This window comes from Rhizobacter sp. Root404, assembly GCF_001425865.1.
Lineage (GTDB): Bacteria > Pseudomonadota > Gammaproteobacteria > Burkholderiales > Burkholderiaceae_C > LMDS01.
In genome coordinates, this window is sequence record NZ_LMDS01000004.1 from 1892357 (window position 1) to 1914450 (window position 22094).

Sequence of the window (22094 nt, forward strand, 5' to 3'; positions counted from 1 at the left end):
GGATCCGCGGCGCTAAGCTGCGGCGCGCACATGCCCCCGACTCCGCCGATGAACGACCGCCACCTGCCGCCTTTGCACCCTGCCTCCGGACTGGCCGATCCCGGGCTGCCCCCGGGCACGCGGCTGGGTCCGTTCGAGGTGCAGCGGCTGATCGCACGCAGCGCGAGCAGTGCCGTCTACCTCGCGACCGACCATGCGCTCGCGCTCGCGGTGGCGGTCCAGGAGTACCTGCCGTCGCGGCTGGTGCATCGGGACGCCGCGCTGCGGCTGCACGCCACCGACGAGTGGCACGAGGACGTGATCGCGCGCGGCCTGCGCGCGTTCGTCGACGAGGCACGCCTGCTCGCGCACTGCGACCACCCGGCGCTGGTGCGCGTCAACCAGCTGTTCGAGGCCAACGGCACCGCCTACCGCGTGATGCCTTACTACTCGGGCAGGCGGCTGGTCGACATCCGCCGCGACATGCCCGAGGCACCGGACGAGGCCTCGCTGCGCAGCCTGCTGGAGGACCTGCTCGGCGCGCTCGAGGCGATCCACCAGGGCGGCCGCTCGCACGGCGGCGTCTCGCCCGGCAACATCATGCTGCTCGCCGACGACCGACCGCTGTTGCTCGGGCCCGGTGCCGCCGGCCGCGAGATCGGCAGCGACCTGGTCGAGACGCTGATGGCGACGATCGAGACGCCGCTCGGCCCGCAGCCCGGTACGCGCGCGGCGCACTCGCCGGCGCACGGCGCGCTCGCCGACCTGCGCGCGCTGGCCGAGGTGACCCGGTTCTGCATCACCGGCACCTTGCCGCCGCCGGCCGCCGATCCGGCGCGGCCGCAGGCACTGGTGGAGCTGATCGCGCAGACCTTCGAGCCGGCGCAGCGCCCGCGCTACAGCGCCGGCCTGCTGCGCAGCCTGGATGCCGCGCTGTCGCCCCTGCCCGCGGACTGGCCGACCAGCGCCGCGCAGTTTCGCGCCTGGCTGGACGACAACGCCCCGCCGCCCGCGCGGCAGCGCGCCGAGCCGGTGTTCGATCCGTTCGGCAGCCCGGCACCCGCGCCGGCGCCGGCGCCACGAAGCACCGGAGGCGAGGCGCTTGCGCGCGCCGGTGACACGGCGAGCCTCGGCGAGACCACGGCGACGCGGCCCTCCTCGCCCGCATTGCCCCCGTCGGTGCAGCCGACGCCGTCGTCGCTGCCGCCGGACGCGCCCGCGGCCAGGCGCCCGGTCGAGGCACCCGCCTTCGCCGACACGGAATTCGCGGCAGTCGACCGCGCGCCATGGGTCGCGCCGGCCCTGTCGCGCGCACCGAATCGGGCGCGCCGGTACAAGTTCGCGCTGGCGGCCGGTCTGACGGTGCTCGCGATCGGCGTGCTCGGTCTGGTCAGCGGCGGCTGGAACATGGCGCCGGAGATCGCGGTCGAGCGACCGCTCGCCACCGCGCCGGCACCCACCCGCGTCGATCCGACGCCGCCCGTGACGACGACCACCGTACCCCCCGCTGCGACCACGGCGACCTCGGCAGAGACATCGGCGGGTCCTGCGGCCAGCGCCACGGCAGCCCTGGCAGCGGGTGCCGACACGGCCGCTGCATCGGCGCCGGTGGCCGTCGCGAACTCGAGCGCGAGCCTGCCGGCCGCGACGACACCGGCCGCTCCACCCGCCAGCGAAGCCGCCACGCTGGCGGCGACGCCGGCTCCGTCGTCGACCGCCCCGCCGCCGCAGCAACCCCCATCGCCGGCGATCACCGAACTCGATCCGGAGCGCATGACCGAGCGCAACCCGACCGCCACAGCGCCGCGCCACAACAACCCGCCCCCGGCGCCGCGCACCCCGGCGTCGCGCCAGGCCGTCCGCGGCGAGAACGCGAGCCCGCGCGCCGCCTGCAGCGGTCGCACCGAGTTCGCGCTGTACCGCTGCATGCAGCAGGTGTGCCGCGCGTCGCGCTGGCAGTTGCACCCGCAGTGCGTGCGGCTGCGCGCGAACGACAGCGTCGACTGACGCAGCGCACAGGCGCGCGCCCGGTTTGAGACAATCGGGCATGACCTCGACCGACCTGCAAGCCGTCATCGCCCACATGGGCGCGGCGGCGCGCGCCGCGAGCGCGCACATGGCCGCGGCACCGACCGCCGCGAAGAATGCCGCGTTGCTGGCGCTGGCCCGGCGCCTGCGCGCCGCGCCCGACGAATTGGGCACCGCGAACGCGCTCGACATCGCCGCCGCCCAGCAGGCCGGCCTGGCCGCGCCGCTGGTCGACCGCCTGAAGCTCACGCCGAAGGTGATCGAGACCGTCGCCCAGGGCTGCGAACAGATCGCCGCGATGGCCGACCCGATCGGCGAGGTCAGCGGCCTGGCGCAGCGGCCGAGCGGCATCCAGGTCGGCCGCATGCGCGTGCCGCTCGGCGTGTTCGGCATGATCTACGAGAGCCGGCCCAACGTGACGATCGAGGCCGCGTCGCTGGCCATCAAGAGCGGCAACGCGGCGATCCTGCGCGGCGGCTCGGAGGCGATCCATTCGAACCTCGCGCTGTGGAGGATCGTGCAGGCGGCGCTGGTCGATGCCGGCCTGCCGCCCGACGCGGTGCAGCTGGTGCAGACCACCGACCGCGCGGCCGTCGGGCACCTGATCGGCTCGCCCGACGCGGTCGACGTGATCATCCCGCGCGGCGGCAAGGGGCTGATCGAGCGCATCTCGCGCGAGGCCAAGGTGCCGGTGATCAAGCACCTGGACGGCAACTGCCATGTGTACGTCGACGCCAGCGCCGACCTCGAGATGGCGCTGCGCGTGACCGACAACGCGAAGACGCAGAAATACAGCCCCTGCAACGCCGCCGAATCGCTGCTGGTGCACGCGGCGATCGCAACGGCGTTCCTGCCGCGCATCGGCGCGCTGTTCGCGGCCAAGGGCGTCGAGATGCGCGGCGATGCCGCCGCGCTCGCGCTGCTGCGCGCCGTGCCGGGCGCCACGCTCGCGCCGGCCAGCGAGCAGGACTGGAGCGAGGAGTACCTCGCGCCGATCATCAGCGTCAAGGTTGTCGACGGGCTCGACGCCGCCATCGCGCACATCAACCGCTACGGCTCGCACCACACGGACGCGATCCTGACCGACACCCACACCCATGCACAGCGCTTCCTGCGCGAGGTCGATTCGGCCAGCGTGATGGTCAACACATCGACCCGCTTCGCCGACGGCTTCGAGTACGGCCTCGGCGCCGAGATCGGCATCAGCACCGACAAGTTCCACGCCCGCGGACCGGTCGGGCTGGAAGGGCTGACCTCGCTGAAGTGGATCGTGCTCGGGCACGGCGAGCTGCGCGGCTGACGGCGATGGTCGCGGCGGTCGACCCGCGCCGTGCGCTGGTCCTTTTTTCGGGCGGGCAGGATTCGACCGCCTGCCTGGCGTGGGCGCTGACGCGCTATGCGCATGTCGAGACCATCGGCTTCGACTACGGCCAGCGTCACCGCATCGAGCTCGACGCGCGGCGCGAAGTGCGCGGCGCGCTCGTCGCCGCGTTCCAGCACTGGGCCGCGCGGCTCGGCGACGACCACCTGCTCGACCTGGCGCTGCTCGGTCAGCTCTCGGACACCGCGCTGACCGACACGCGCGCCATCGAGATGACCGCGAAGGGCCTGCCCAACACCTTCGTGCCCGGCCGCAATCTGCTGTTCTTCAACTTCGCCGCAGCGGTCGCCTATCGACGCGGTGCGAGCGTGCTGGTCGGCGGCATGTGCGAGACCGACTACTCCGGCTACCCCGACTGCCGCGACAACACGCTGCGCGCGCTGCAGGTCGCGATCAGCCTCGGCCTGGACGCGCCGATGGCGATCGAAACCCCGCTGATGTGGCTGGACAAGGCGCAGACCTGGGCGCTCGCCGAGCAGCTCGGCGGCGATGCGCTGGTCGACCTCACGATCGAGCACACCCACACGTGCTACCTCGGTGACCGCGCGCACCGCCACGCCTGGGGCTACGGTTGCGGCGAGTGCCCGGCCTGCGTGCTGCGCCGCGACGGCCACGCGCGCTGGGTGCGGGAGCGCGCACCGGCTTAGCGCTCAGGCCGGCGGCCCGAGCCAGCGCGCGAGCGCCTGCGCGCCCGGCGGCGTCAGCTGCAGGGCCCGCGAGCCCCGGGTGCGCCGCACCCAGCCCTGCGCCAGCCCGTGATCGAGCAGCGTCACCGCGAGACTGCCCGCAAGGTGATCGCGACGCTCGGACCAGTCGAAGCACGCGTGCGCGAACCGGCGCGAAGGGGTCGCATCGGGCGGCGCCGCGATGCCGAGTTCGGCCAGGTCGGCGCGGCCGGCGGCGCTGAGCGCGAACTGCCCGGCGTGCTGCCCGCGTTCGGCCGCGACTGTGCCGCGCGCGAGCAGGCCTTCGAACAGCGCGACGCCCAGTTCGCCGGCGATGTGCCGATAGCAGGTGCGCGCTGCCTTCAGCGGCTTGTACGCGCCGCGCTCCCACTTGTCGACGTGGGCGCTGCGCTCGGCGACGAAGGACAGCGCCTCCAGCACGTGCGCGACCTCCTCGCCGGCGAGCCTCACATAGCGGTGCCGGCCCTGGATGCGCACGACCACCAGCTCGGCGTCGAGCAGCTTCGCGATGTGCGTGCTCGCGGTGGCCGCGCCGACGCCGGCGGCTGCGGCGAGCTCGCCCGCGGCGAGGTATTCGCCGCCCATCAGCGCCGACAGCATGCGCGCGCGCGTCGGGTCGCCGATCATCGCGGCGACCTTCGCGAAGCGGGGTTCGGGGGCGTCGGCCATCGCGGAATTCTCGGCCAGGCTCAGGCGAGGCGCAGCACCGCACGCAGCGCCAGGTACGCGCCGAGCAGCAGCAGGCCGACGAAGAACACGGTCTTGAAGGTCTCCGGTCGGACCCGCCCGCGCAGCCACTGGCCGGCACCCATGCCCAACAGCGCCGGCAGCACCGCGAGTGCCGACGCGAGCAGCGACGCGGCCGGCAGCGCGCCGCCGTGGCCCAGGCTCACCCCGAGGGCGATCGTCGAGACCAGGAACGACACGCCCAGCGCGCGCACCAGCGCGTCCTTCTCGAGCCCGAGCGCCTGCAGGTAGGGCACCGCCGGGATCACGAACACGCCGGTGGCCGCGGTGACCAGCCCGGTGGCGACGCCGACCAGCGGCCCGAGCCACGGCTCGTGGGCCGGGCGCACACGCGCGCGCCAGTGCAGCAGGCCGAGCGTGGCGTAGACGATCAACGCGGCGCCAAGCCCGAGGCTCGCGAACGCCGCACCGCGCGCGCCGGCTCCGCCGCCGGCGATCCAGCCCGCGCCCAGCGCCACACCGGCGCACACGCCGAGCAGCATGCCGGCCAGGCGGCGCAGCAGCGCCGCCAGCCCCGGCCCGCCGATCTGCCACAGGTTGGTCACCAGCGACGGCACGACCAGCAGCGCCGCCGCCTGCGCCGGCAGCATCAGCACGCTGAGCAGGCCCATCGCGATCGTCGGCAGCCCGAGGCCGACGACGCCCTTGACGAAGCCGCCGAGCGCGAACACCGCGGCGACGAGGGCCAGGAACGTGGGCGTGGTGGCATCGGACATGGAACGAGGGGCGTGCGAGACAGGGCCGCAATGATCGCCGGTCCCGGCAGGTCGAAGCTTCGTCGCGCATCGAAGCATTCACGCACTGACGTAGAGTCCCTCGCATGAGCACATCCGAAATCGTCGGCTGGGCGGTCGCGGCCCTGCTGGTGTTCTGGGCCGTCGGCGCCTACAACCGCCTGGTGCGCCTGCGCGGCACGATCGTGCGGCTGTTCGTGCCGGTGGACGAGCAGTTTCGCCAGCGCCACGCGCTGTTGCTGGCGCTGCTCGACACACTGGCGCCGCTGTTGACCAACGCCGGCCCGCGCCTCGATGGGCTGCGGGCCGCCTGCGGGCAGGTGGAGGCGGCGTGCGCGAACGCGCGGGTGCGGCCGGGCACCGTCGGCGCGATCACCAGCCTGCGCCTGGCCAACGAGATCCTCGCCGAGGCGCGGGCGCGTCTGCCGGTGCAGAGCGCGCCGGGCAGCGAACTCGCGAACCTGAACGCGCAGCTGCAGGCGACCGATGCAACGCTGGCGTTCGCGCGCCGCCAGTTCGACGAAGCGGTGACCGAATACAACCGTGCGATCCGCCAGTTCCCGACCGTGCTGCTGGTCGGCCTGTTCGGTTTTCGCAGCGCCGCAACGCTCTGACGGCGCTTGCGTGACACTACGTCCGTTGCCGACTCTGGAGGTGCACCGATGACACCCAGCCCGCTCGCCCTCGTCGCCGCCGCCGCGCTGCTCGCAGCCGCTTCGTGCGCGCACGCACAGGACGCGCTCGCGCTGCGCGCCCGCAGCCTGGCCGCGACCTGCGCGCAGTGCCACGGCACCGATGGCCACGTGCCGCCGGGCTCGGCGATGGCCGCGCTGGCGGGCAAGCCCGCGACCTACCTGATCGAGCAGATGACCGCGTTCAAGAACGGCACCCGCCCCGGCACGCTGATGCCGCAGCTCGCCAAGGGCTACAGCGACGCGCAGATCGTGCTGCTGGCGGCCTACTTCGCGAACCCGGTCGCGGAGGTGAAGCGATGAGCGCGGCGCCGACCCGGCGGTCCGTGCTGGCCCTGGCCGGAGCCGCCGGCCTGGGCCTGGCCGGCTGCGCCGCGACCCCGCGGCCGGGTGCCGTCGGCACGCCCGAGCGCGCGCGCGTGCTCGTCGTCGGCGGCGGGTATGGAGGCGCCACCGCGGCCAAGTACGTGCGGCTGCTGTCGCAGCACACGATCGACGTGGTGATGATCGAGCCGGACTCCGCGTTCGTCTCCTGCCCGCTGTCGAACCTGGTCGTCTCGGGCCACCACGCGCTGACCGACATCACGCGGCCGTACGACCGGCTCGGCGCGACCCACGGCGTGCGCGTGGTGCGCGACACGGTCGCCCGCATCGACCCGACCCAGCGCGTCGCTGTGCTCGCCTCGGGCGCGACGATCCGCTACGACAAGCTGGTGCTGTCGCCCGGTGTCGAGATGATGTTCGACGAGGTTGCCGGCCTGCGGGCCGCGCAGCGCGACGGCCGCATCCTGCAGGCCTGGAAGGCCGGGCCGGAGACGGTGGCGCTGCGCCGCCAGCTCGAGGCGATGCCGGACGGCGGCGTGTTCGCGATCGCGATCCCCGAGGCGCCGTACCGCTGCCCGCCCGGCCCCTACGAGCGCGCGTCGATGGTCGCGGCCTACTTCAAGGCGGCCAAGCCGCGCGCGAAGGTGCTGATCCTCGACGCCAACGAGGACGTGACCAGCAAGGGCCCGTTGTTCAAGAAGGCCTGGGCCGAGTCGTACAAGGGCATCGTCGAGTACCGGCCGCAGAGCAAGGCGACTGCGGTCGACGTGGCGACGAACACGGTCAAGTTCGAGATCCAGGACGACGTGCGCGCCGACGTGCTGAACGTGCTGCCGCCGATGCGTGCCGGCGCGATCGCGGTGCAGACCGGCCTGGCCAACTCCAACGGGCGCTGGTGCAATGTCGACTGGATCAACTTCGAATCGACCGCGGCGAAGCACATCCACGTGATCGGCGACGCGATCCAGATCGCCTCGCTGATGCCCAAGAGCGGCCACATGGCCAACAGCCATGCCAAGGTGACCGCGGCGGCGATCGTCGCCGAGCTGGCGGGCTGGGAACTCGATCCGGCGCCGATGCTGACGAACACCTGCTACAGCTTCGTCGACGACAAGCGCGCGGTCCACGTCGCCAGCGTGCACGCCTACGTGGCCGGCGAGAAGACCTTCAGGCCGGTCGCCGGTTCGGGCGGCCTGTCTGCGGCGCCGAACGAACTCGAAGCCTCGCTCGCGTTCAGCTGGGCGCGCTCGATCTGGGCCGACATGCTCGCCTGACCCTGCCCCGCGCACTGGCGCAAACCCCCGCTGACAGGGAGCGGGACGCGTCCTAGGATCGGCTCACCGCACAGATGCGCCACAGCGCGTCGGCCCCGGGCCCCTGCCGGAATCGAGCGCGCGGAAAGAGACTGCTTGCAAGCGACCGACATCCACGCACCCGACTACTTCCACAAGGTGGTCGACTGCCAGTGGGCTTGCCCGGCCCACACTCCCGTCCCCGAGTACATCCGCCTGATCGCGGCGGGCCGCTACACCGATGCCTACATGGTCAACTGGGCTTCGAACGTGTTCCCCGGCATCCTCGGCCGCACCTGCGACCGGCCGTGCGAGCCCGCCTGCCGGCGCGGCCGCGTCGAGGAGGCGCAGGCCGAGAAGCCGGAGCCGGTGGCGATCTGCCGCCTGAAGCGCGTCACCGCCGACTTCAAGGACGACGACATCAGCGACCGCTTCCCGCGCGCGCCGCAGGTGATGAACGGCAAGCGCATCGCCTGCGTCGGCGCGGGGCCGGCGGCGCTGACCGTGGCACGCGACCTGGCGCCGCTCGGCTACGCGGTCACGGTGTTCGACGGCGACACGAAAGCCGGCGGCATGATCCGCTCGCAGATCCCGCGCTTCCGGCTGCCGGAGGAAGTGATCGACGAGGAGACCGGCTACGTGCTGAAGCTGGGCGTCGAGTTCCGCGGCGGCACGCGGATCGAGTCGCTGAAGGCGCTGCTGGCGGAGAACTACGACGCCGTCTTCATCGGCTCGGGCGCGCCGCGCGGGCGCGACCTGAAGATCCCGGGCCGGGACGAGGCCGCGAAGCACATCCACATCGGCATCGACTGGCTCGCGTCGGTCTCGTTCGGGCATGTCACGTCGATCGCGAAGCGCGTGATCGTGCTCGGCGGCGGCAACACGGCGATGGACTGCTGCCGCAGCGCCAAGCGCCTGGGCGGCGACGACGTCAAGGTGATCGTGCGTTCGCCATTCGACGAGATGAAGGCCTCGCCGTGGGAAAAGGAAGATGCCGCGCACGAGGCGATCCCGATCCTCGACTGCCTGGTGCCGATCGCGTTCCTGCACGACGGCGCCGGACGCCTCACCGGCATGAGCTTCGACAAGGTGCGCGCCGAGCGCGACGCTTCCGGCCGCCGCCGTCTGGTCTCGACCGGCGCGCCGCCGCAGGTGGTCGAGTGCGACGAGGTGCTGGTCGCGGTCGGCCAGGAGAACGCGTTCCCGTGGATCGAGCGCGACGCCGGCATCGATTTCAACGAATGGGGCATGCCGGTGCTGAACGACGTGACGCTGCAGTCGAGCCGGCCGAACGTGTTCTTCGGCGGCGATGCCGCGCTCGGCCCGAAGAACATCATCTGGGCCGTCGCGCAGGGCCATGCCGCCGCGATCTCGATCGACAAGTTCCTGCATGGCGAGGACGTCGCGAAGCGCCCGGCGCCCGGCGTCACGCTGGTGTCGCAGAAGATGGGCATCCACGAGTGGAGCTACGACAACGCCGTCTCGCCGGACCTGCGCCACAAGGTGCCGTGGCGCGACGTCAACGCGGCGCTGCGCAACATCAAGGTCGAGGTCGAGCTCGGCTTCGACGTGCAGGCGGCGTGGAAGGAAGCGCAGCGCTGCCTGAACTGCGACGTGCAGACCGTGTTCAACACCGGCCAGTGCATCGAGTGCGACGCCTGCGTCGACATCTGCCCGACCGACTGCATCACCTTCACCGCCAACGGCGACGAGGCCGACCTGCGCACCCGCCTGCGCGCGCCGGCACGCCACCCCGACCAGGCGCTCTACGTGTCGGGCGACCTGAAGACCGGTCGCGTGATGGTGAAGGACGAGGACGTGTGCCTGCACTGCGGCCTGTGCGCCGAGCGCTGCCCCACCGGCGCCTGGGACATGCAGAAATTCCTGATCGACCTGACGCAGGCCGGGCGCGGCTGCCGCGACAAGAACACGTCGACCACGAGGGCCCTCTGAGATGCCGACGACCGCCAAACCCCGCATCACCGCCGTCAACGATTTCGTCGTCAAGTTCGCGAACGTCAACGGCTCGGGCTCCGCATCGGCCAACGAGCTGTTCGCGCGCAGCCTGCTGCGCATGGGCGTGCCGGTGAGCCCGCGCAACATCTTCCCGAGCAACATCCAGGGCCTGCCGACCTGGTACGAGGTGCGCGTCAACGAGCGCGGCTACCTCGGCCGGCGCGGCGGCGTCGACCTGATGGTCGCGATGAACCCGCAGACCTGGGACAAGGACGTCGCCGAGATCGAGCCCGGCGGCTACCTGCTCTACGACAGCAGCAAGCCGATGCCGTCGGCCAAGTTCCGCGACGACATCCACGTGCTCGGCGTGCCGCTGGCCGACCTGTGCGCCACCCGCTACAACGACCCGCGCGAGCGCCAGCTGCTGAAGAACATCGTCTACGTCGGCGTGCTGTCGGCCATGCTCGGCATCGAGCCCGAGGTGATCGCCACGCTGCTCGGCGAGCAGTACAAGGGCAAGGCCAAGCTGATCCAGCCGAACCTCGACGCGTTCATGATGGGTCTGCACCACGGCCGCGAATACTTCGACGACGCGCTCGGGCTGAAGATCGAGCGCCGCGACGCGGTGGGCCACCGCATCTTCATGGAAGGCAATGCCGCCGCCGCGCTCGGCTGCGTGTACGGCGGCGCGACGGTGTGCGCCTGGTACCCGATCACGCCGAGCTCGTCGGTTGCCGAGGGCTTCCAGAAGTACTGCAGCAAGCTGCGGGTCGACAAGGCCACCGGCAAGAACAAGTTCGCGATCGTGCAGGCCGAGGACGAGATCGCGTCGATCGGCATCGTCACGGGCGCCGGCTGGAACGGGGCGCGCGCGTTCACTTGCACGTCGGGGCCCGGCGTGTCGCTGATGACCGAGTTCATCGGCCTGGCCTACTTCGCCGAGATCCCGGTCACGATCATCAACGTGCAGCGCGGCGGCCCGAGCACCGGCATGCCCACGCGCACCCAGCAGGCGGACATCATCAGCTGCGCCTATGCCTCGCACGGCGACACCAAGCACGTGCTGCTGTTCCCCGAGGACCCGAAGGAGTGCTTCGAGTTCGGCGCAGCGTGCCTCGACCTGGCCGACCGGCTGCAGACGCCGGTGTTCCTGATGACCGACCTCGACATCGGCATGAACCACCGCCTGTGCGACCCGCTCGAATGGGACGACAGCAGGCAAATGGACCGCGGCAAGGTGATGACCGCCGAGGAACTCGATGCGGGCAGGGACTTCGGCCGCTACCTGGATGTCGACGGCGACGGCATCCCCTACCGCACCTACCCCGGCACGCACCCCGACAAGGGCGCGTACTTCACCCGCGGCACCACGCGCGACGCCTACGCCCGCTACTCCGAGACCGGGCCCGACTACCTCTACAACGTGCAGCGCCTGCTGACCAAGTTCGAGACCGCCAAGACGCTGGTGCCGCAGCCGATCCGGCGCGACGCCGCCCGGCCGACGAAGTTCGGCGTGATCCACTTCGGCTCGACGAGCCCGGCGATGAACGAGGCCTTCGACGTGCTGCAGGCGCAGGGCGTTCATGTCGACGTGCTGCGTGTGCGTGCGTTCCCGTTCAGCGACGCGCTCGACCAGTTCATCGCGGCCCACGAGACGGTGTTCGTTGTCGAGCAGAACCGCGACGCCCAGCTGCGCACGCTGATCGTCACCGAGCACGAGATCAACCCGGCGCGGCTGGTGCCCATCCTCCACTACGACGGCACGCCGATCACCGCCCGCTTCATCACCGACGCGATCGCGAAGCACATCCGGTCTCACAACGTCGAGCCGATCAAGAAGGGGCAGGCGGCATGAACGGTCGGCGCGAGATCGGACGAGCGGGGTGTTCTGCGCCGCTCATGTCCCCCGTCGCCGGCCTGCGGCCGGCGCCTCCTCCTTTACTTCGCTCCGCAGAACACCCCGCCCGCCCGATCCACCACCACCTCCACCCCACCCCAAAGAGCAACGCGGGTGACTGGCCGCGAGCGTCGGGTGGCTGGCGGAGCGAAGTAAAGGGGGAGGCCGGGGCGCAGCCCCGGACGGAGGACATGAGCGCAGCCAGCCACCCGACGCTCGCGGCGCGCTCCACCCTGGCACGTACAAGCACATGACCTACCTCGCCAAACCAAAGCTCCACCACCCGACGCTGCAGAGAAATGCGCTTGGCTTCACGCGGCGCGACTACGAAGGCAAGATCAGCACGCTGTGCGCCGGCTGCGGCCACGATTCGATCTCGGCCGCGCTGGTGCAGGCGTGCTGGGAGCTGGACATCGAGCCGCACCGCGTCGCCAAGCTGTCGGGCATCGGCTGCTCGTCGAAGACGCCGGACTATTTTCTCGGCGCCTCGCACGGCTTCAACACCGTGCACGGCCGCATGCCGTCGGTCGCGACCGGCGCGAACCTTGCGAACCGCGAGCTGCTGTACCTCGGCGTCAGCGGCGACGGCGACTCGGCGTCGATCGGCCTCGGCCAGTTCGCGCATGCGATGCGGCGCGGCGTCAACCTGACCTACATCGTCGAGAACAACGGCGTCTACGGCCTGACCAAGGGTCAGTTCTCGGCCACTGCCGACCAGGGCAGCAAGAGCAAGAAGGGCGTCGTCAACACCGACTCCGCGATCGACCTCGTCGCGCTCGCGCTGCAGCTCGGTGCGAGCTACGTGGCGCGGAGCTTTTCCGGCGACAAGGAACAGCTGATCCCGCTGATCAAGGGCGCGATGCGCCACCACGGCGCCGCGCTGATCGACGTGATCAGCCCGTGCGTCGCGTTCAACAACCACGCCGGCAGCACCAAGAGCTACGACTACGTGCGCGCGCACAACGAGGCGGTGAACCGGCTCGACTTCATGCCCAGCCGTGACGCGATTCAGCTGATGTACGCGCCCGGCGAGGTGATCGAGGTGCAGCAGCACGACGGCAGCGTGCTGCGCCTGCGCAAGCTCGCCGCCGGCTACGACGCCGGCGACCGGCTCGCGGCGATGAGCCACATCGCGACGCACGAATCGCGCGGTGAGATCCTGACCGGGCTGCTCTACGTCAACGCGTCGGCGCAGGACCTGCACGAGCACCTGAACACGGTCGACGAACCGTTGAACCGTCTGGGCGATGCGCAGCTGTGCCCCGGGTCGGCCGCGCTGGCGGCGATCAATGCAGAGCTTGCTTGAGCTTCAGCGCGTCGCAGCAAGGGCCCTTCTTGGGAAAAGCTCCCGCGGCACAGGGCTCGTGGCCGCCCGCGCAGCGCGCTTTGCTCGCACCAACCGTCGAATGCAACTTCTCAGACGCCGCGCCGATGCTCCAACGCCGGCAACTGCATCCGCACCGACGCGATGCGCTCGCATTCGACCTCGGCCAGCACCACGCCCTCGCCCTCCGGCAGCATCGCAAGCACCTCGCCCCACGGATCGACGACCAGGCTGTGCCCGAAGGTGCGTCGGCCGTTCTCGTGCGTGCCGCCTTGCGCGGCGGCGACCACGTAGCACTGGTTCTCGACGGCCCGTGCACGCAGCAGCAGTTCCCAGTGCGCGAGGCCTGTCGTGTGCGTGAACGCGGCGGGCACCGAGATCAGGTCGCACGGCGGGTGCATCATTTCCCGGTACAGCTCGGGAAAACGCAGGTCGTAGCAGACGCTCAAGCCGACCCGCAATCCGGCCGCCTGCACCGTCGTCGGCACGCTGCCGGCGCGGATCGCGCAGCCCTCGTCGTAGCGCTCGCGGCCGTTGTCGTACTTGAACAGGTGGATCTTGTCGTAGCGGGCGGCGAGCGTGCCGTCGGGCGCGTAGACGCAGTTCGAGTTCAGCACACGCTCGGGGTCGTCGGTGCGGATCGGCAGCGTGCCGCCGATCACCCACACGCCGTGTTCGCGCGCAGCCGCCGCCAGCATGGACTGGATCGGCCCGCCGTCGGGCGCTTCGGCGACGCCGAGCTTGTCGCGATCGGTGCGGCCCATCAGGCAGAAGTACTCGGGCAGCGCGACCAGCTCGGCGCCGTCGCGTGCGGCCTGCGCGATCAGGCGCTGGGCCGTCGCGAGGTTTTCGTCGACCCGGGTGGTCGACACCATCTGCAAGGCAGCGATCTTCATTTCTTCTCCGGTGCCGAGGCAGCGGCCTCGGCCGAGGGCACATCATCGCCCAGCTTGCGGTCGACGCGCTCGACCTTCGGATCGGCCCACGGCCCGCTGATGTGGAATTCGCGCGTGCTCGCCGCAGTGAGCGGCTTCTTCAGCAGCGCCTGTGCGAGGAATGCGCCCAGCCCGATGGCCGGGTTGATCACCGCGTAGGCGAGCGCCGCGGTGCCGGCGTTCAGCTCGGGCACGACGATGACGCGCAGGTCCTGCGTCTCGCGTTCGATGTCCGCGTGGCCTTCCATCAGCACCAGCGCCTGCACGCCGCGCATGCGCAGGTTGTTGGTCACCGCGACGCCGAGGCCGATCTTGACGTCGCCGGTGATGCTGTCGAAGGCGAAGCCTTCCTGGAACAGGTCGCGGAAGTCGAGCGACAGGCGGCGCGGCAGCGACTGCAGGCTCAGCACCCCCAGCAGCCGCGCCGCGCCCGGATCGACCTTCAGGAACTGGCCCGACTCGACCGCGACGTTGATCTGGCCGCCCAGCGTCGGGTAGTCGAGCGCGAATGGCGAGCCGCTCCAGCCGATCTGGCCCGACAGCTGCCCCTTGCCGCCGCGCACCGCGCCCTTGGTGCCGAGGCGGTCGAGCAGCGCGCCGCTGTCGGCGATCTGCAGCTTGAAGTCCATCACCGCGCGCCGCTCGGCACCGCCGCGCGCGCCACCCGGCCCGGCCGCCGACCAGTGGCCGGTGGCGACGAACTGGGCCTCGGGCGTCGTGATGTTGAACTTCGACAGCTGCCAGTCGCGGCCCGTACCGCCCGCGCGGTTGACGGCCTCCACCTCGATGCGGCCGAGCTTCTTGCCGCGCAGTTCGAAGTCGTCGATCACCAGGTCGAGCGCCGGCATCGTCGCCGGCTGCTGGTCGAGCAGGCTCTCGACCTGCTCGTCGTCGCCCTTCGGCAGCGACAGCCGCGACAGCCGCGCGTACACCCGCCCACCCGCCACGGCCGCTCCGGCGCGGCGCACCGGCAGCCGGTATTCGACGTAGCCATTGAGCTGTTCAGCATCGACGTTCGCGCGCCAGACGCCGCCCTGCTGCGACAGCCCGGCGGACACGCGCGTCAGCCGCCGCGGCCCGGCCACCAGCTCCTGCACGCGCAGGCCGATCGTGTCGGGCACGTAGGCCGAGGGCGTCGCGGCGTCGCGGGCCTCGGGGGCGCCGAACAGGCGATCGGCGGCGCTTTCCCATTCGTCGGTCGCCAGGCGCGGCAGGTTGATGCTGGCGGCGACGCCGGTCGCCGGCTGCGGCGCCGGCTCGAGCACGCCGATGCCACCGCGCAGCACGCGCGGCTGGTCGCCGGTGAGGTCCCGCTGATACTGCGCCTGCACCAGGTTGCCGAGCTCGAAGCGCAGCGTGTCGCGCTGCGCCGGCTGGCCGGGTGCCGTGACCTCGGGCGTGCTCGACAGGCGCAGCGCGAGGGGCGTTTCCGCCGCCTTGGCCAGTGGCGCCGGCAGGTTGATCGCCAGGCCGACCAGGTTGCTGGTGATGTTCAGCTCGGGCTGGCCGCGCACGAAGCCGAGGCTCGCGCGGTAGCTCGCCTGCCCGGTGAGCGCGCCGGCGGCGCGAGACAGCGCGCCGAGCTCGACGGCGCGCCGCAGCCCGTCGGCGTTGACGGTGCCGGTGCCGCTGAAGCGGACCGAGCCATCCGGCTGCGTGCCACCGTCGAACGTGGCGTCGCCGCCGTACAGCCGGGCGCTGGCGCCGACGACGTTCACGCCCTTCTCGGTGAAGTCGACCCGGCCCTTGGCGGCGCCGAGCAGCGGGCTGTCGGGCGTGAGGCGCACATCGTTGCCGCCCAGCCCTACGCTGCCCTTCACCGTGCTCGCGTTGACCCGCAGCAGCGGGATCGTCAACCCGAGCGTCAGATCGGCCGCGCCGGTGCCGGTGCCGCCGGCGAGCGCCTTGCCGATCCAGCCGCCGACCGGCGTGGTGTTGACGACGCGCAGCATTTCGCCGAGCGGGCCGCGGCCGCTCGCGTCGAGGCTCAACACCGGGTCGGCCTCGAGGTGGCGGATCGTCGCCTGGACCTTCGGGAAGTCGACGTTGGCGATCTGGGTGCGGCCGTTGCGCAGCTCGAGCGTGCCGCGGTCGACGATCAGATCGACGCTCGTCCGGGTCAACGCCGGCCACGGCGATTCGACCGCGGGCGCGGCGCCCTGCGCGGGCGTGCTCGGGATGAAGGCGTAGGCGCCGTCCTCGATCTTGCCGGCGATGTGGAACTCGCCGTCCTTGGGGTTCTTGACGTTGAGGAAAGGGAACTCGTTCAGGTCGCCCTTGACGCGGAAGGTGGCGCTCGCGATGCGCCCGCCCTGCACCGCGTGCTGAAGGTAGTCGCGCGTGCCCTTCGGCAGCCCGAGCGGCAGGTAGCGGTAGACGCGTGCGGCCGTGCCGTTGGCGAGCCGGGCGTCCAGTTCCAGCCGGCCCGGGAAGCGTCCGCCGCGCGCGGTCGGGGCGCCGGTGCTCCAGGTGCCGGCCAGGTCGCCGCTCGCATCGGCGTTCGCGAAGCGCGCCTCCCTGACCTGCACCGTGAGTTGCGGCGCGATGCCCGGCACCGGCGTCGGCTCGATCTTCCACAGCACTTGCGCGCTCAACTGGTCCAGCACCAGCAGCGGGTCCTCGAACACCCCCGGCAGGTCGAGCGCACCGCCGTTGATCGCGACGCGCGCGCTGCCGCCGGCTTCGGTCGCGTCGAGCTGCACAGTCGCGCCGCGCAGGCCCGGGCGTCCGACGCCACGCGGCTCTTCGGCCGGCCGCGCGGTCAGCGCCAGGCCGTTGACGCGGGCCTTGGCGCGGTAATGGCGCGGCGCATCGAACGGGCCGTCCCAGGTGGTCGAGAGATCGGCGACCAGGCCGCGCGGGTTCAACTCGGCGAGCAGCTTGCGCACCGGTGCGCCGAGCGGCACCCGCGTCGCGACCTGCGCCATCAGCGCCAGGTCGAGGCGCTGGGCCGTGAACTCGCCCCCGGTGGACGGCTGCCCGGCGCGCTGCCGCCAGGCGAGCGTCATGTCGCCCTGCGGCCAGCGGATGTTGTCGCCGGTCTCGAACGTGAAGTGCTGCAGCGCGACGCTGACGCCCTCCTCGGTGCGCTGCCCGACCAGGCGACCCTCGACCTCCTCGACGACGAGCGGCTCGACCTCCGGCGCGAGCTGCAACGTGACCGCGCGCAGCGCCAGGTCGACGGTTGCGGCAACCGGCTCGCCGGCCTTCAGATCGACCCAGCCACGCAACGCGCCGACGCCTTCGCCGAGCTCGAACGGCAGCGTCGCGTGGCGGCGCAGCTCGCGCACGTCGGCGCGCGGCAGGTTCGCGTAGACGGTGCCGTTCCAGCGCCGCCAGTCGCCGCGGCGCGCCAGCAGCGGCTGGCTGAAGCGGCCGGTCGCGGTGAAGCGCTCGCCCCAGTCGGGCGGCGGCGTGGCGTCCAGCCGCAGCTCGTGCTGGCGCAGGCCGTTGCGCACGACGAGTTGGACATCGGTGAGGGCCAGCGGCGGGGCGCCGCGCAACTCGTCGGTCCAGCGGATCGCACCGCCTCGGATCACGAACTCGTGCTGCGCGAAGAACCAGTCGGACGTGGCGCTGCCGTTGCCGACCTCCGGGCCGCTGAAGTCGAGCCCGGCGACGAAGATGCGGCCGGTCGGATCGCGCCGCGCCTCGAGCTGCGCGCCATCGATCAGCAACTGCTCGAAGCGCAGTTCGAACGACAGCAGCGAGCGTGGCGAGATCGCGGCGAACACGCGCGGCAGGCGCAGCGCGGGCTGCTGCTTCGCGTCGAGCAGCACCACCTCGCGCAGCTCGAACGACGGCACCCAGCCGGCCGAGCGCACCTCGATCTGGCCAATCTTCACGGGAACCCCGAGTGCCGCACTGGCCCGCGTTTCGATCGGCTCACGCCACTGCTGGATGTGGGGCAGAATCCCCCAGTGGAGTGTCAGCCACGCGATCAGCAATAAGCTCCACGCAATAAAGATCAGGCCCAGCAACACGCGTGCAACCCAGCGCAGCGCCGTGAAGCGCGGCGGGCCACGGTCGATGACGGAGGGCGACGTGGCAGGCGGGATCAAAGGCATGAAGACATCGGTGCGCCAGCCACGGGTGGGGCGATTCAGGGGTGGGCGGCATGCCGCCAGCGGGTCTGTCGGCGCGCGCCGCTGACAACTCAATCTAGCACAGACACGTCGCAGCACTCATGGGTTCCCGCCCTCTCGAACCGGTCATCGCGAACGCGCCCGTCTCGGCATTGGCCGATCACAGCCGCTTCGTGCAGCGCATCCGGCGTCGCTACGCCGCCGAACTGCCGCTGCTCCCGCCGGGCCTGCCGACGCGCGAGCACATCGACGCCCTGATCGAGCGCCTCCAGCACGAGGGCCGCGGCCTCGCCAGCGCGATGCGCGTGACACGCCAGCTGGTGCTCGAGCGCCTGGCGGTGCTCGATGTCGAGCAGGCGGCGCCGATGCAGGACGTGACCCTCGCGATGACCGAGCTCGCCGAGTGCACGCTCGACCGCGCCCTCGCACAGGCCCGGCTCGACCACGAGGCGCGCTACGGCACGCCGCGCAACGCCGCCGGCGAGCGCATCGACTTCTGGGTCGTCGGCATGGGCAAGCTCGGCGCGCGCGAGCTGAACGTCTCGTCCGACATCGACCTGATCTATGTCTACGAGGAAGACGGCCAGACCGACGGCGCGCAGTCGATCAGCGCGCACGAATACTTCTCGCACGTCTGCAAGAGCCTGTACACGCTGATCGGCGAGACGACCGAAGACGGTTTCGTGTTCCGCGTCGACCTGGCGCTGCGCCCGAACGGCAACTCTGGTCCGCCGTGCGTGAGTCTGGCGATGCTGGAGGAGTACCTGCAGGTGCAGGGCCGCGAGTGGGAGCGTTTCGCCTGGCTGAAGAGCCGCGTGGTCGCGCCGATGGCGAGCGTCAAGAACGGCCGCGCGGTCGCGCTGCGCGGCCTGGTCACCTCCTTCGTCTACCGGCGCTACCTCGACTACGGCGTGTTCGAAGGTCTGCGCCAGCTGCACGCCAAGGTCCGCGAGGAAGCGCAGCGCCGCGCCGCCGGACGTCCCGAACGCGCCAACGACGTCAAGCTCTCGCGCGGCGGCATCCGCGAGATCGAATTCATCGTGCAGTTGCTGCTGGTCGTGCGCGGCGGTCAGTTCCCCGAGATCCGCACCCGTTCCACGCTGAAGGCGCTGACCAAGCTCACGGCCGGCGGCCTGATGAAGCCGGCCAGTGCCAACCGGCTGGCCGAAGCCTACGAATTCCTGCGGCGCATCGAACACCGGATCCAGTACCTCGACGACCAGCAGACCCACCTGCTGCCGACCGTGGACGCCGACCTGGCCTGGATCGCGCAGAGCCTGGGCTTCAGCAGCCGCGAACACGGCCCGTCCGGCGGCACCGCGGCCTGCGACCTGCTCGATCTGCTGGGTGCGACGCGCGAGTTCGTCGCGCTCGAATTCGACGCGCTGCTGCACGACGGCCGCGCGCCGGCCGTCAAGACCGGCAGTTGCCGCAACGGCACCTGTGGCGCGCCGCCGCTGCCGGTCGACAGCGACGCGTTCCTCGATCAGTTGCCGCCTGAACTGGCGGCGCGCGTGCGGCCGCTGCGCGAGCAGCCGAAGATCCGCATGCTGCGCGACGAGAGCAAGCTGAGGCTGGCGCGGCTGATCAAGCGCGCCGGCCATGCCGCCCGCGACGGCGAGTGCACGATGGATGCCGCGACCCGCTTCGTCGACTGGATCGAGCCGCTGCTGCGGCGCGAGAGCTACCTGGCGATGCTGGTCGAGCGACCCGAGGTGCAGACCCGGCTGCTGCGCCTGCTGGGCCTGGCCCGCTGGCCGATGCGCTACCTGATGCTGCACCCCGGCGTGATCGACGAACTCGCCGATGAGCGCCTGCTGCACGGCCGCTTCGACGCGACGCAATTCACGGCCGAACTGGACGCACGCCACGAGGCCTGGACGCGTTCGGGCGAGGCACACGAAGAGTCGCTGCTCGACACGCTGCGCCGCGCCCACCACGCGGAGGTGTTCCGCACGCTGGTGCGCGACGTCGAGGGCCACATCACCGTGGAGCAGGTGGCCGACGATCTCTCCGCGCTGGCCGACGCCACGCTCGACATCGCGCTGCGCTGGGCGTGGTCGCACCTGAAGCAGGCGCATCGCGACGCCCCTCGCCTCGCGGTCGTTGCCTACGGCAAGCTGGGCGGCAAGGAGCTGGGCTACGGCAGCGACCTGGACGTGGTGTTCCTGTACGACGACGCCGACGAGCCGGACCCGGACAAGGCCACCGAGGTCTATGGCGCGTTCGTGCGCAAGGTCATCAACTGGCTGACGCTGCGCACCGCGGCCGGCGAACTGTTCGACATCGACACGGCGCTGCGGCCCAACGGCAACTCCGGGCTGCTCGTCACGTCGATCGCGTCGTTCGCGCGCTACCAGGCCGGGCGCGGCAGCAACACCGCGTGGACCTGGGAGCATCAGGCGCTGACCCGGGCCCGCTGGTGCGCCGGCTGGCGCGCGCTGGAGCCGCAATTCGAGGACGTGCGCCGCACGGTGCTGTGCGCGCCGCGCGATGCGGCCGCGTTGCGCACGGAGGTGCGCGCAATGCGCACCAAGCTGCGCGACGCCCACCCGGTGCGCGCCGACCGCTTCGACGTCAAGCACAGCCCGGGCGGCATGGTCGACGTGGAGTTCGCGGTGCAGTACCTGGTGCTTGCACATGGCTCGGCGCATCCTGGCCTGCTCGACGATGTCGGCAACATCGCGCTGCTGCAACGATCACAGGAAGCCGGCCTGCTGCCCGACCACATCGGCAGCCGCGCCGCAGACGCCTACCGTGAGCTGCGCCGCGCGCAGCACACCGCGCGCCTCGACGAGCAGCCCACGCAGGTCGACCCCGACGCGCTGGCCGCACCGCGCGACGCGGTGCTGGCGCTGTGGCACACCGTCTTTTACGCGCCCGACGGGATCCCGCCGCCGGCACCATGACCCGCGGCGCCCGCGCCTGGCTGGCGGTGGCGGCGCTGCTCGGCGTCGTCGCCATCGCCGGTGCGGCGCTTCCCCTCACCTCGATCGACTGGCAGCCGGCGCTGGCCTGGCATGAGCCGTGGCGCGCGTTCAGCGCGGTCGGCGTGCACTACAGCGCGCAGCATCTGGTCATCAACCTGGTCGGGCTCGCGGTGGCGGCAGCGTTCGGCGTCATCGCGCAGGTCCCCGCACGGGTCGCGTGGGCGTGGCTCGCCGCCTGGCCGTTGACCCATGTCGGCCTGCTGCTGCGGCCCGACCTGACGCATTACGGCGGCCTGTCCGGCGTGCTGCACGGTGGCGTCGCGGCCGTGACCGTGTGGTTGCTCGCCCACGGCACGCGCGCGCAGCGGCTCGTCGGCGGCGCGGTGCTGGCCGGCCTGTGCGTGAAGATCGCCAGCGAATCGCCGTGGGGGCCGACGCTGCGGCATCCGGTCGGGCTCGACATCGCCGTCGCACCGCTCGCGCACGCGACCGGCGCGATCGCCGGTGCCGGTTGCGCCGCGCTGGCGCTGTGGCTCGGCAGGCCACGTGCCGAAGCGCAGCGATGATGCAGACGGCTGCCTTCCGCATCGCGTGGCGGCTTGCGCTGTGCGTGGCGATGGCGTGGGCGGTGTGGCGCATCGGTGGGCTGGTACCGATGGTCGCGGTCGCGCCGCTGTTCGGCGTCGCGCTGGCCAAGCCACTGCTCGACCTGGCCAGCGACCTGCGCCACCAGGCACGCGCCCGGGCGCTGAAACCGGTGCAGGGCCGCCACTTCGCGTTCCGCGGCATCCCGGTCGACGTGACGGAGGACGCCGACCACCGCCGCTGGGTGCGCGCCGCCGACGTGCGCGCGATCGTTGGCATGACCGCGTCGAACGGCGCGCTCGCCCTGAGCTACCCGGCCGGCTGGCGCGAGTTCGGGCGACCGGCGACGCCGTATTTCAGCGACGACGCGCTGCTCGCGCACCTGGCGAAGGAACGCTCGCCCGAGGCGCTGCGCTTCCTGCACTGGGTCGAGCGGGACATCGCATTCCCGGCACAGCGAGTGCGCGAGCGGCTCGGCATCCGCGTGAGCGCGCCGGACGCGGTCGAGCGCTGAACCGG

16 protein-coding genes are annotated in these 22094 nt (G+C 71.7%); 12 read left to right on the forward strand and 4 right to left on the reverse strand.

Going from position 1 to position 22094, the window contains the following annotated elements; translation table 11 throughout:
- Window positions 1-48: 48 nt before the first annotated feature.
- From ASC76_RS13105 to queC, 3 genes are read left to right on the forward strand one after another with little or no spacing between them, the layout of a single operon-like run.
- Window positions 49-1986: a hypothetical protein gene (locus ASC76_RS13105; protein ID WP_056466327.1), complete on the forward strand. Its 1938-nt coding sequence runs from the start codon at window positions 49-51 to the stop codon at window positions 1984-1986.
- Window positions 1987-2026: 40 nt separating this feature from the next.
- Window positions 2027-3307, forward strand: coding sequence for a glutamate-5-semialdehyde dehydrogenase (locus tag ASC76_RS13110; RefSeq protein WP_056466329.1), 1281 nt, complete (start codon window positions 2027-2029; stop codon window positions 3305-3307).
- A 5-nt stretch (window positions 3308-3312) separates the two neighbouring features.
- A complete protein-coding gene (gene queC / locus ASC76_RS13115) occupies window positions 3313-4035 on the forward strand; it encodes a 7-cyano-7-deazaguanine synthase QueC (RefSeq protein WP_056466332.1) in 723 nt (240 codons plus the stop codon).
- 3 nt (window positions 4036-4038) lie between these two features.
- On the opposite strand, the gene ASC76_RS13120 is transcribed toward queC, so the two are convergent.
- A complete protein-coding gene (locus tag ASC76_RS13120) occupies window positions 4039-4743 on the reverse strand; it encodes a helix-turn-helix transcriptional regulator (protein WP_056466335.1) in 705 nt (234 codons plus the stop codon).
- 20 nt (window positions 4744-4763) lie between these two features.
- Window positions 4764-5537, reverse strand: a complete 774-nt coding sequence (locus ASC76_RS13125) for a sulfite exporter TauE/SafE family protein (protein WP_056466338.1) — start codon at window positions 5535-5537, stop codon at window positions 4764-4766.
- 104 nt (window positions 5538-5641) lie between these two features.
- Here ASC76_RS13125 and ASC76_RS13130 point away from each other — a divergent pair, with 104 nt between their 5' ends.
- The 6 genes from ASC76_RS13130 to ASC76_RS13155 all read left to right on the forward strand — a co-directional run bounded on the left by ASC76_RS13130 (window position 5642) and on the right by ASC76_RS13155 (window position 13022).
- A complete protein-coding gene (locus tag ASC76_RS13130; RefSeq protein ID WP_056466341.1) occupies window positions 5642-6169 on the forward strand; it encodes a LemA family protein in 528 nt (175 codons plus the stop codon).
- 48 nt (window positions 6170-6217) lie between these two features.
- Window positions 6218-6550 (forward strand): c-type cytochrome, encoded by a 333-nt coding sequence (locus ASC76_RS13135; RefSeq protein ID WP_056466344.1) that lies wholly within the window; start codon window positions 6218-6220, stop codon window positions 6548-6550.
- Window positions 6547-7845 (forward strand): NAD(P)/FAD-dependent oxidoreductase, encoded by a 1299-nt coding sequence (locus ASC76_RS13140; protein WP_056466347.1) that lies wholly within the window; start codon window positions 6547-6549, stop codon window positions 7843-7845. Before ASC76_RS13135 ends, ASC76_RS13140 begins: the two co-directional genes overlap by 4 nt.
- A 135-nt stretch (window positions 7846-7980) precedes the next feature.
- Complete coding sequence (locus ASC76_RS13145) at window positions 7981-9816, forward strand: FAD-dependent oxidoreductase (RefSeq protein WP_056466350.1); 1836 nt, start codon at window positions 7981-7983, stop codon at window positions 9814-9816.
- Between the two features lies 1 nt (window position 9817).
- Window positions 9818-11674: a 2-oxoacid:acceptor oxidoreductase subunit alpha gene (locus ASC76_RS13150; protein WP_056466353.1), complete on the forward strand. Its 1857-nt coding sequence runs from the start codon at window positions 9818-9820 to the stop codon at window positions 11672-11674.
- 292 nt (window positions 11675-11966) lie between these two features.
- Window positions 11967-13022, forward strand: coding sequence for a 2-oxoacid:ferredoxin oxidoreductase subunit beta (locus ASC76_RS13155; protein WP_056466354.1), 1056 nt, complete (start codon window positions 11967-11969; stop codon window positions 13020-13022).
- Between the two features lie 110 nt (window positions 13023-13132).
- Here ASC76_RS13155 and ASC76_RS13160 read toward each other — a convergent pair whose 3' ends face one another.
- A complete protein-coding gene (locus ASC76_RS13160) occupies window positions 13133-13936 on the reverse strand; it encodes a carbon-nitrogen hydrolase family protein (RefSeq protein WP_056466357.1) in 804 nt (267 codons plus the stop codon).
- Window positions 13933-18042 (reverse strand): YhdP family protein, encoded by a 4110-nt coding sequence (locus ASC76_RS13165; protein ID WP_082549083.1) that lies wholly within the window; start codon window positions 18040-18042, stop codon window positions 13933-13935. Before ASC76_RS13165 ends, ASC76_RS13160 begins: the two co-directional genes overlap by 4 nt.
- Window positions 18043-18161: 119 nt before the next feature.
- Here ASC76_RS13165 and glnE point away from each other — a divergent pair, with 119 nt between their 5' ends.
- The 3 genes from glnE to ASC76_RS13180 are packed head-to-tail and all read left to right on the forward strand — an operon-like array spanning window position 18162 to window position 22089.
- Window positions 18162-20969 carry a bifunctional [glutamate--ammonia ligase]-adenylyl-L-tyrosine phosphorylase/[glutamate--ammonia-ligase] adenylyltransferase gene (gene glnE, locus ASC76_RS13170; protein ID WP_056466364.1) on the forward strand — a complete coding sequence of 936 codons (2808 nt, stop codon included), beginning with the start codon at window positions 18162-18164 and terminating at the stop codon, window positions 20967-20969.
- The gene (gene rrtA, locus ASC76_RS13175; RefSeq protein ID WP_056466366.1) at window positions 20966-21556 is read left to right on the forward strand and encodes a rhombosortase; all 591 of its coding nucleotides are present in this window, start codon (window positions 20966-20968) and stop codon (window positions 21554-21556) included. Before glnE ends, rrtA begins: the two co-directional genes overlap by 4 nt.
- Complete coding sequence (locus ASC76_RS13180; RefSeq protein WP_056466370.1) at window positions 21553-22089, forward strand: hypothetical protein; 537 nt, start codon at window positions 21553-21555, stop codon at window positions 22087-22089. Before rrtA ends, ASC76_RS13180 begins: the two co-directional genes overlap by 4 nt.
- The last annotated feature ends 5 nt before the right edge of the window (window positions 22090-22094 follow it).

Bases quoted from the DNA above. Each gene is read 5' to 3' on its own strand.
- ASC76_RS13105 (WP_056466327.1), top strand. From the start codon at position 49: ATGAACGACCGCCACCTGCCGCCTTTGCACCCTGCCTCCGGACTGGCC.
- ASC76_RS13110 (WP_056466329.1), top strand. From the start codon at position 2,027: ATGACCTCGACCGACCTGCAAGCCGTCATCGCCCACATGGGCGCGGCG.
- queC (WP_056466332.1), top strand. From the start codon at position 3,313: ATGGTCGCGGCGGTCGACCCGCGCCGTGCGCTGGTCCTTTTTTCGGGC.
- ASC76_RS13120 (WP_056466335.1), bottom strand. From the start codon at position 4,743: ATGGCCGACGCCCCCGAACCCCGCTTCGCGAAGGTCGCCGCGATGATC.
- ASC76_RS13125 (WP_056466338.1), bottom strand. From the start codon at position 5,537: ATGTCCGATGCCACCACGCCCACGTTCCTGGCCCTCGTCGCCGCGGTG.
- ASC76_RS13130 (WP_056466341.1), top strand. From the start codon at position 5,642: ATGAGCACATCCGAAATCGTCGGCTGGGCGGTCGCGGCCCTGCTGGTG.
- ASC76_RS13135 (WP_056466344.1), top strand. From the start codon at position 6,218: ATGACACCCAGCCCGCTCGCCCTCGTCGCCGCCGCCGCGCTGCTCGCA.
- ASC76_RS13140 (WP_056466347.1), top strand. From the start codon at position 6,547: ATGAGCGCGGCGCCGACCCGGCGGTCCGTGCTGGCCCTGGCCGGAGCC.
- ASC76_RS13150 (WP_056466353.1), top strand. From the start codon at position 9,818: ATGCCGACGACCGCCAAACCCCGCATCACCGCCGTCAACGATTTCGTC.
- ASC76_RS13155 (WP_056466354.1), top strand. From the start codon at position 11,967: ATGACCTACCTCGCCAAACCAAAGCTCCACCACCCGACGCTGCAGAGA.
- ASC76_RS13160 (WP_056466357.1), bottom strand. From the start codon at position 13,936: ATGAAGATCGCTGCCTTGCAGATGGTGTCGACCACCCGGGTCGACGAA.
- ASC76_RS13165 (WP_082549083.1), bottom strand. From the start codon at position 18,042: ATGCCTTTGATCCCGCCTGCCACGTCGCCCTCCGTCATCGACCGTGGC.
- glnE (WP_056466364.1), top strand. From the start codon at position 18,162: ATGGGTTCCCGCCCTCTCGAACCGGTCATCGCGAACGCGCCCGTCTCG.
- rrtA (WP_056466366.1), top strand. From the start codon at position 20,966: ATGACCCGCGGCGCCCGCGCCTGGCTGGCGGTGGCGGCGCTGCTCGGC.
- ASC76_RS13180 (WP_056466370.1), top strand. From the start codon at position 21,553: ATGATGCAGACGGCTGCCTTCCGCATCGCGTGGCGGCTTGCGCTGTGC.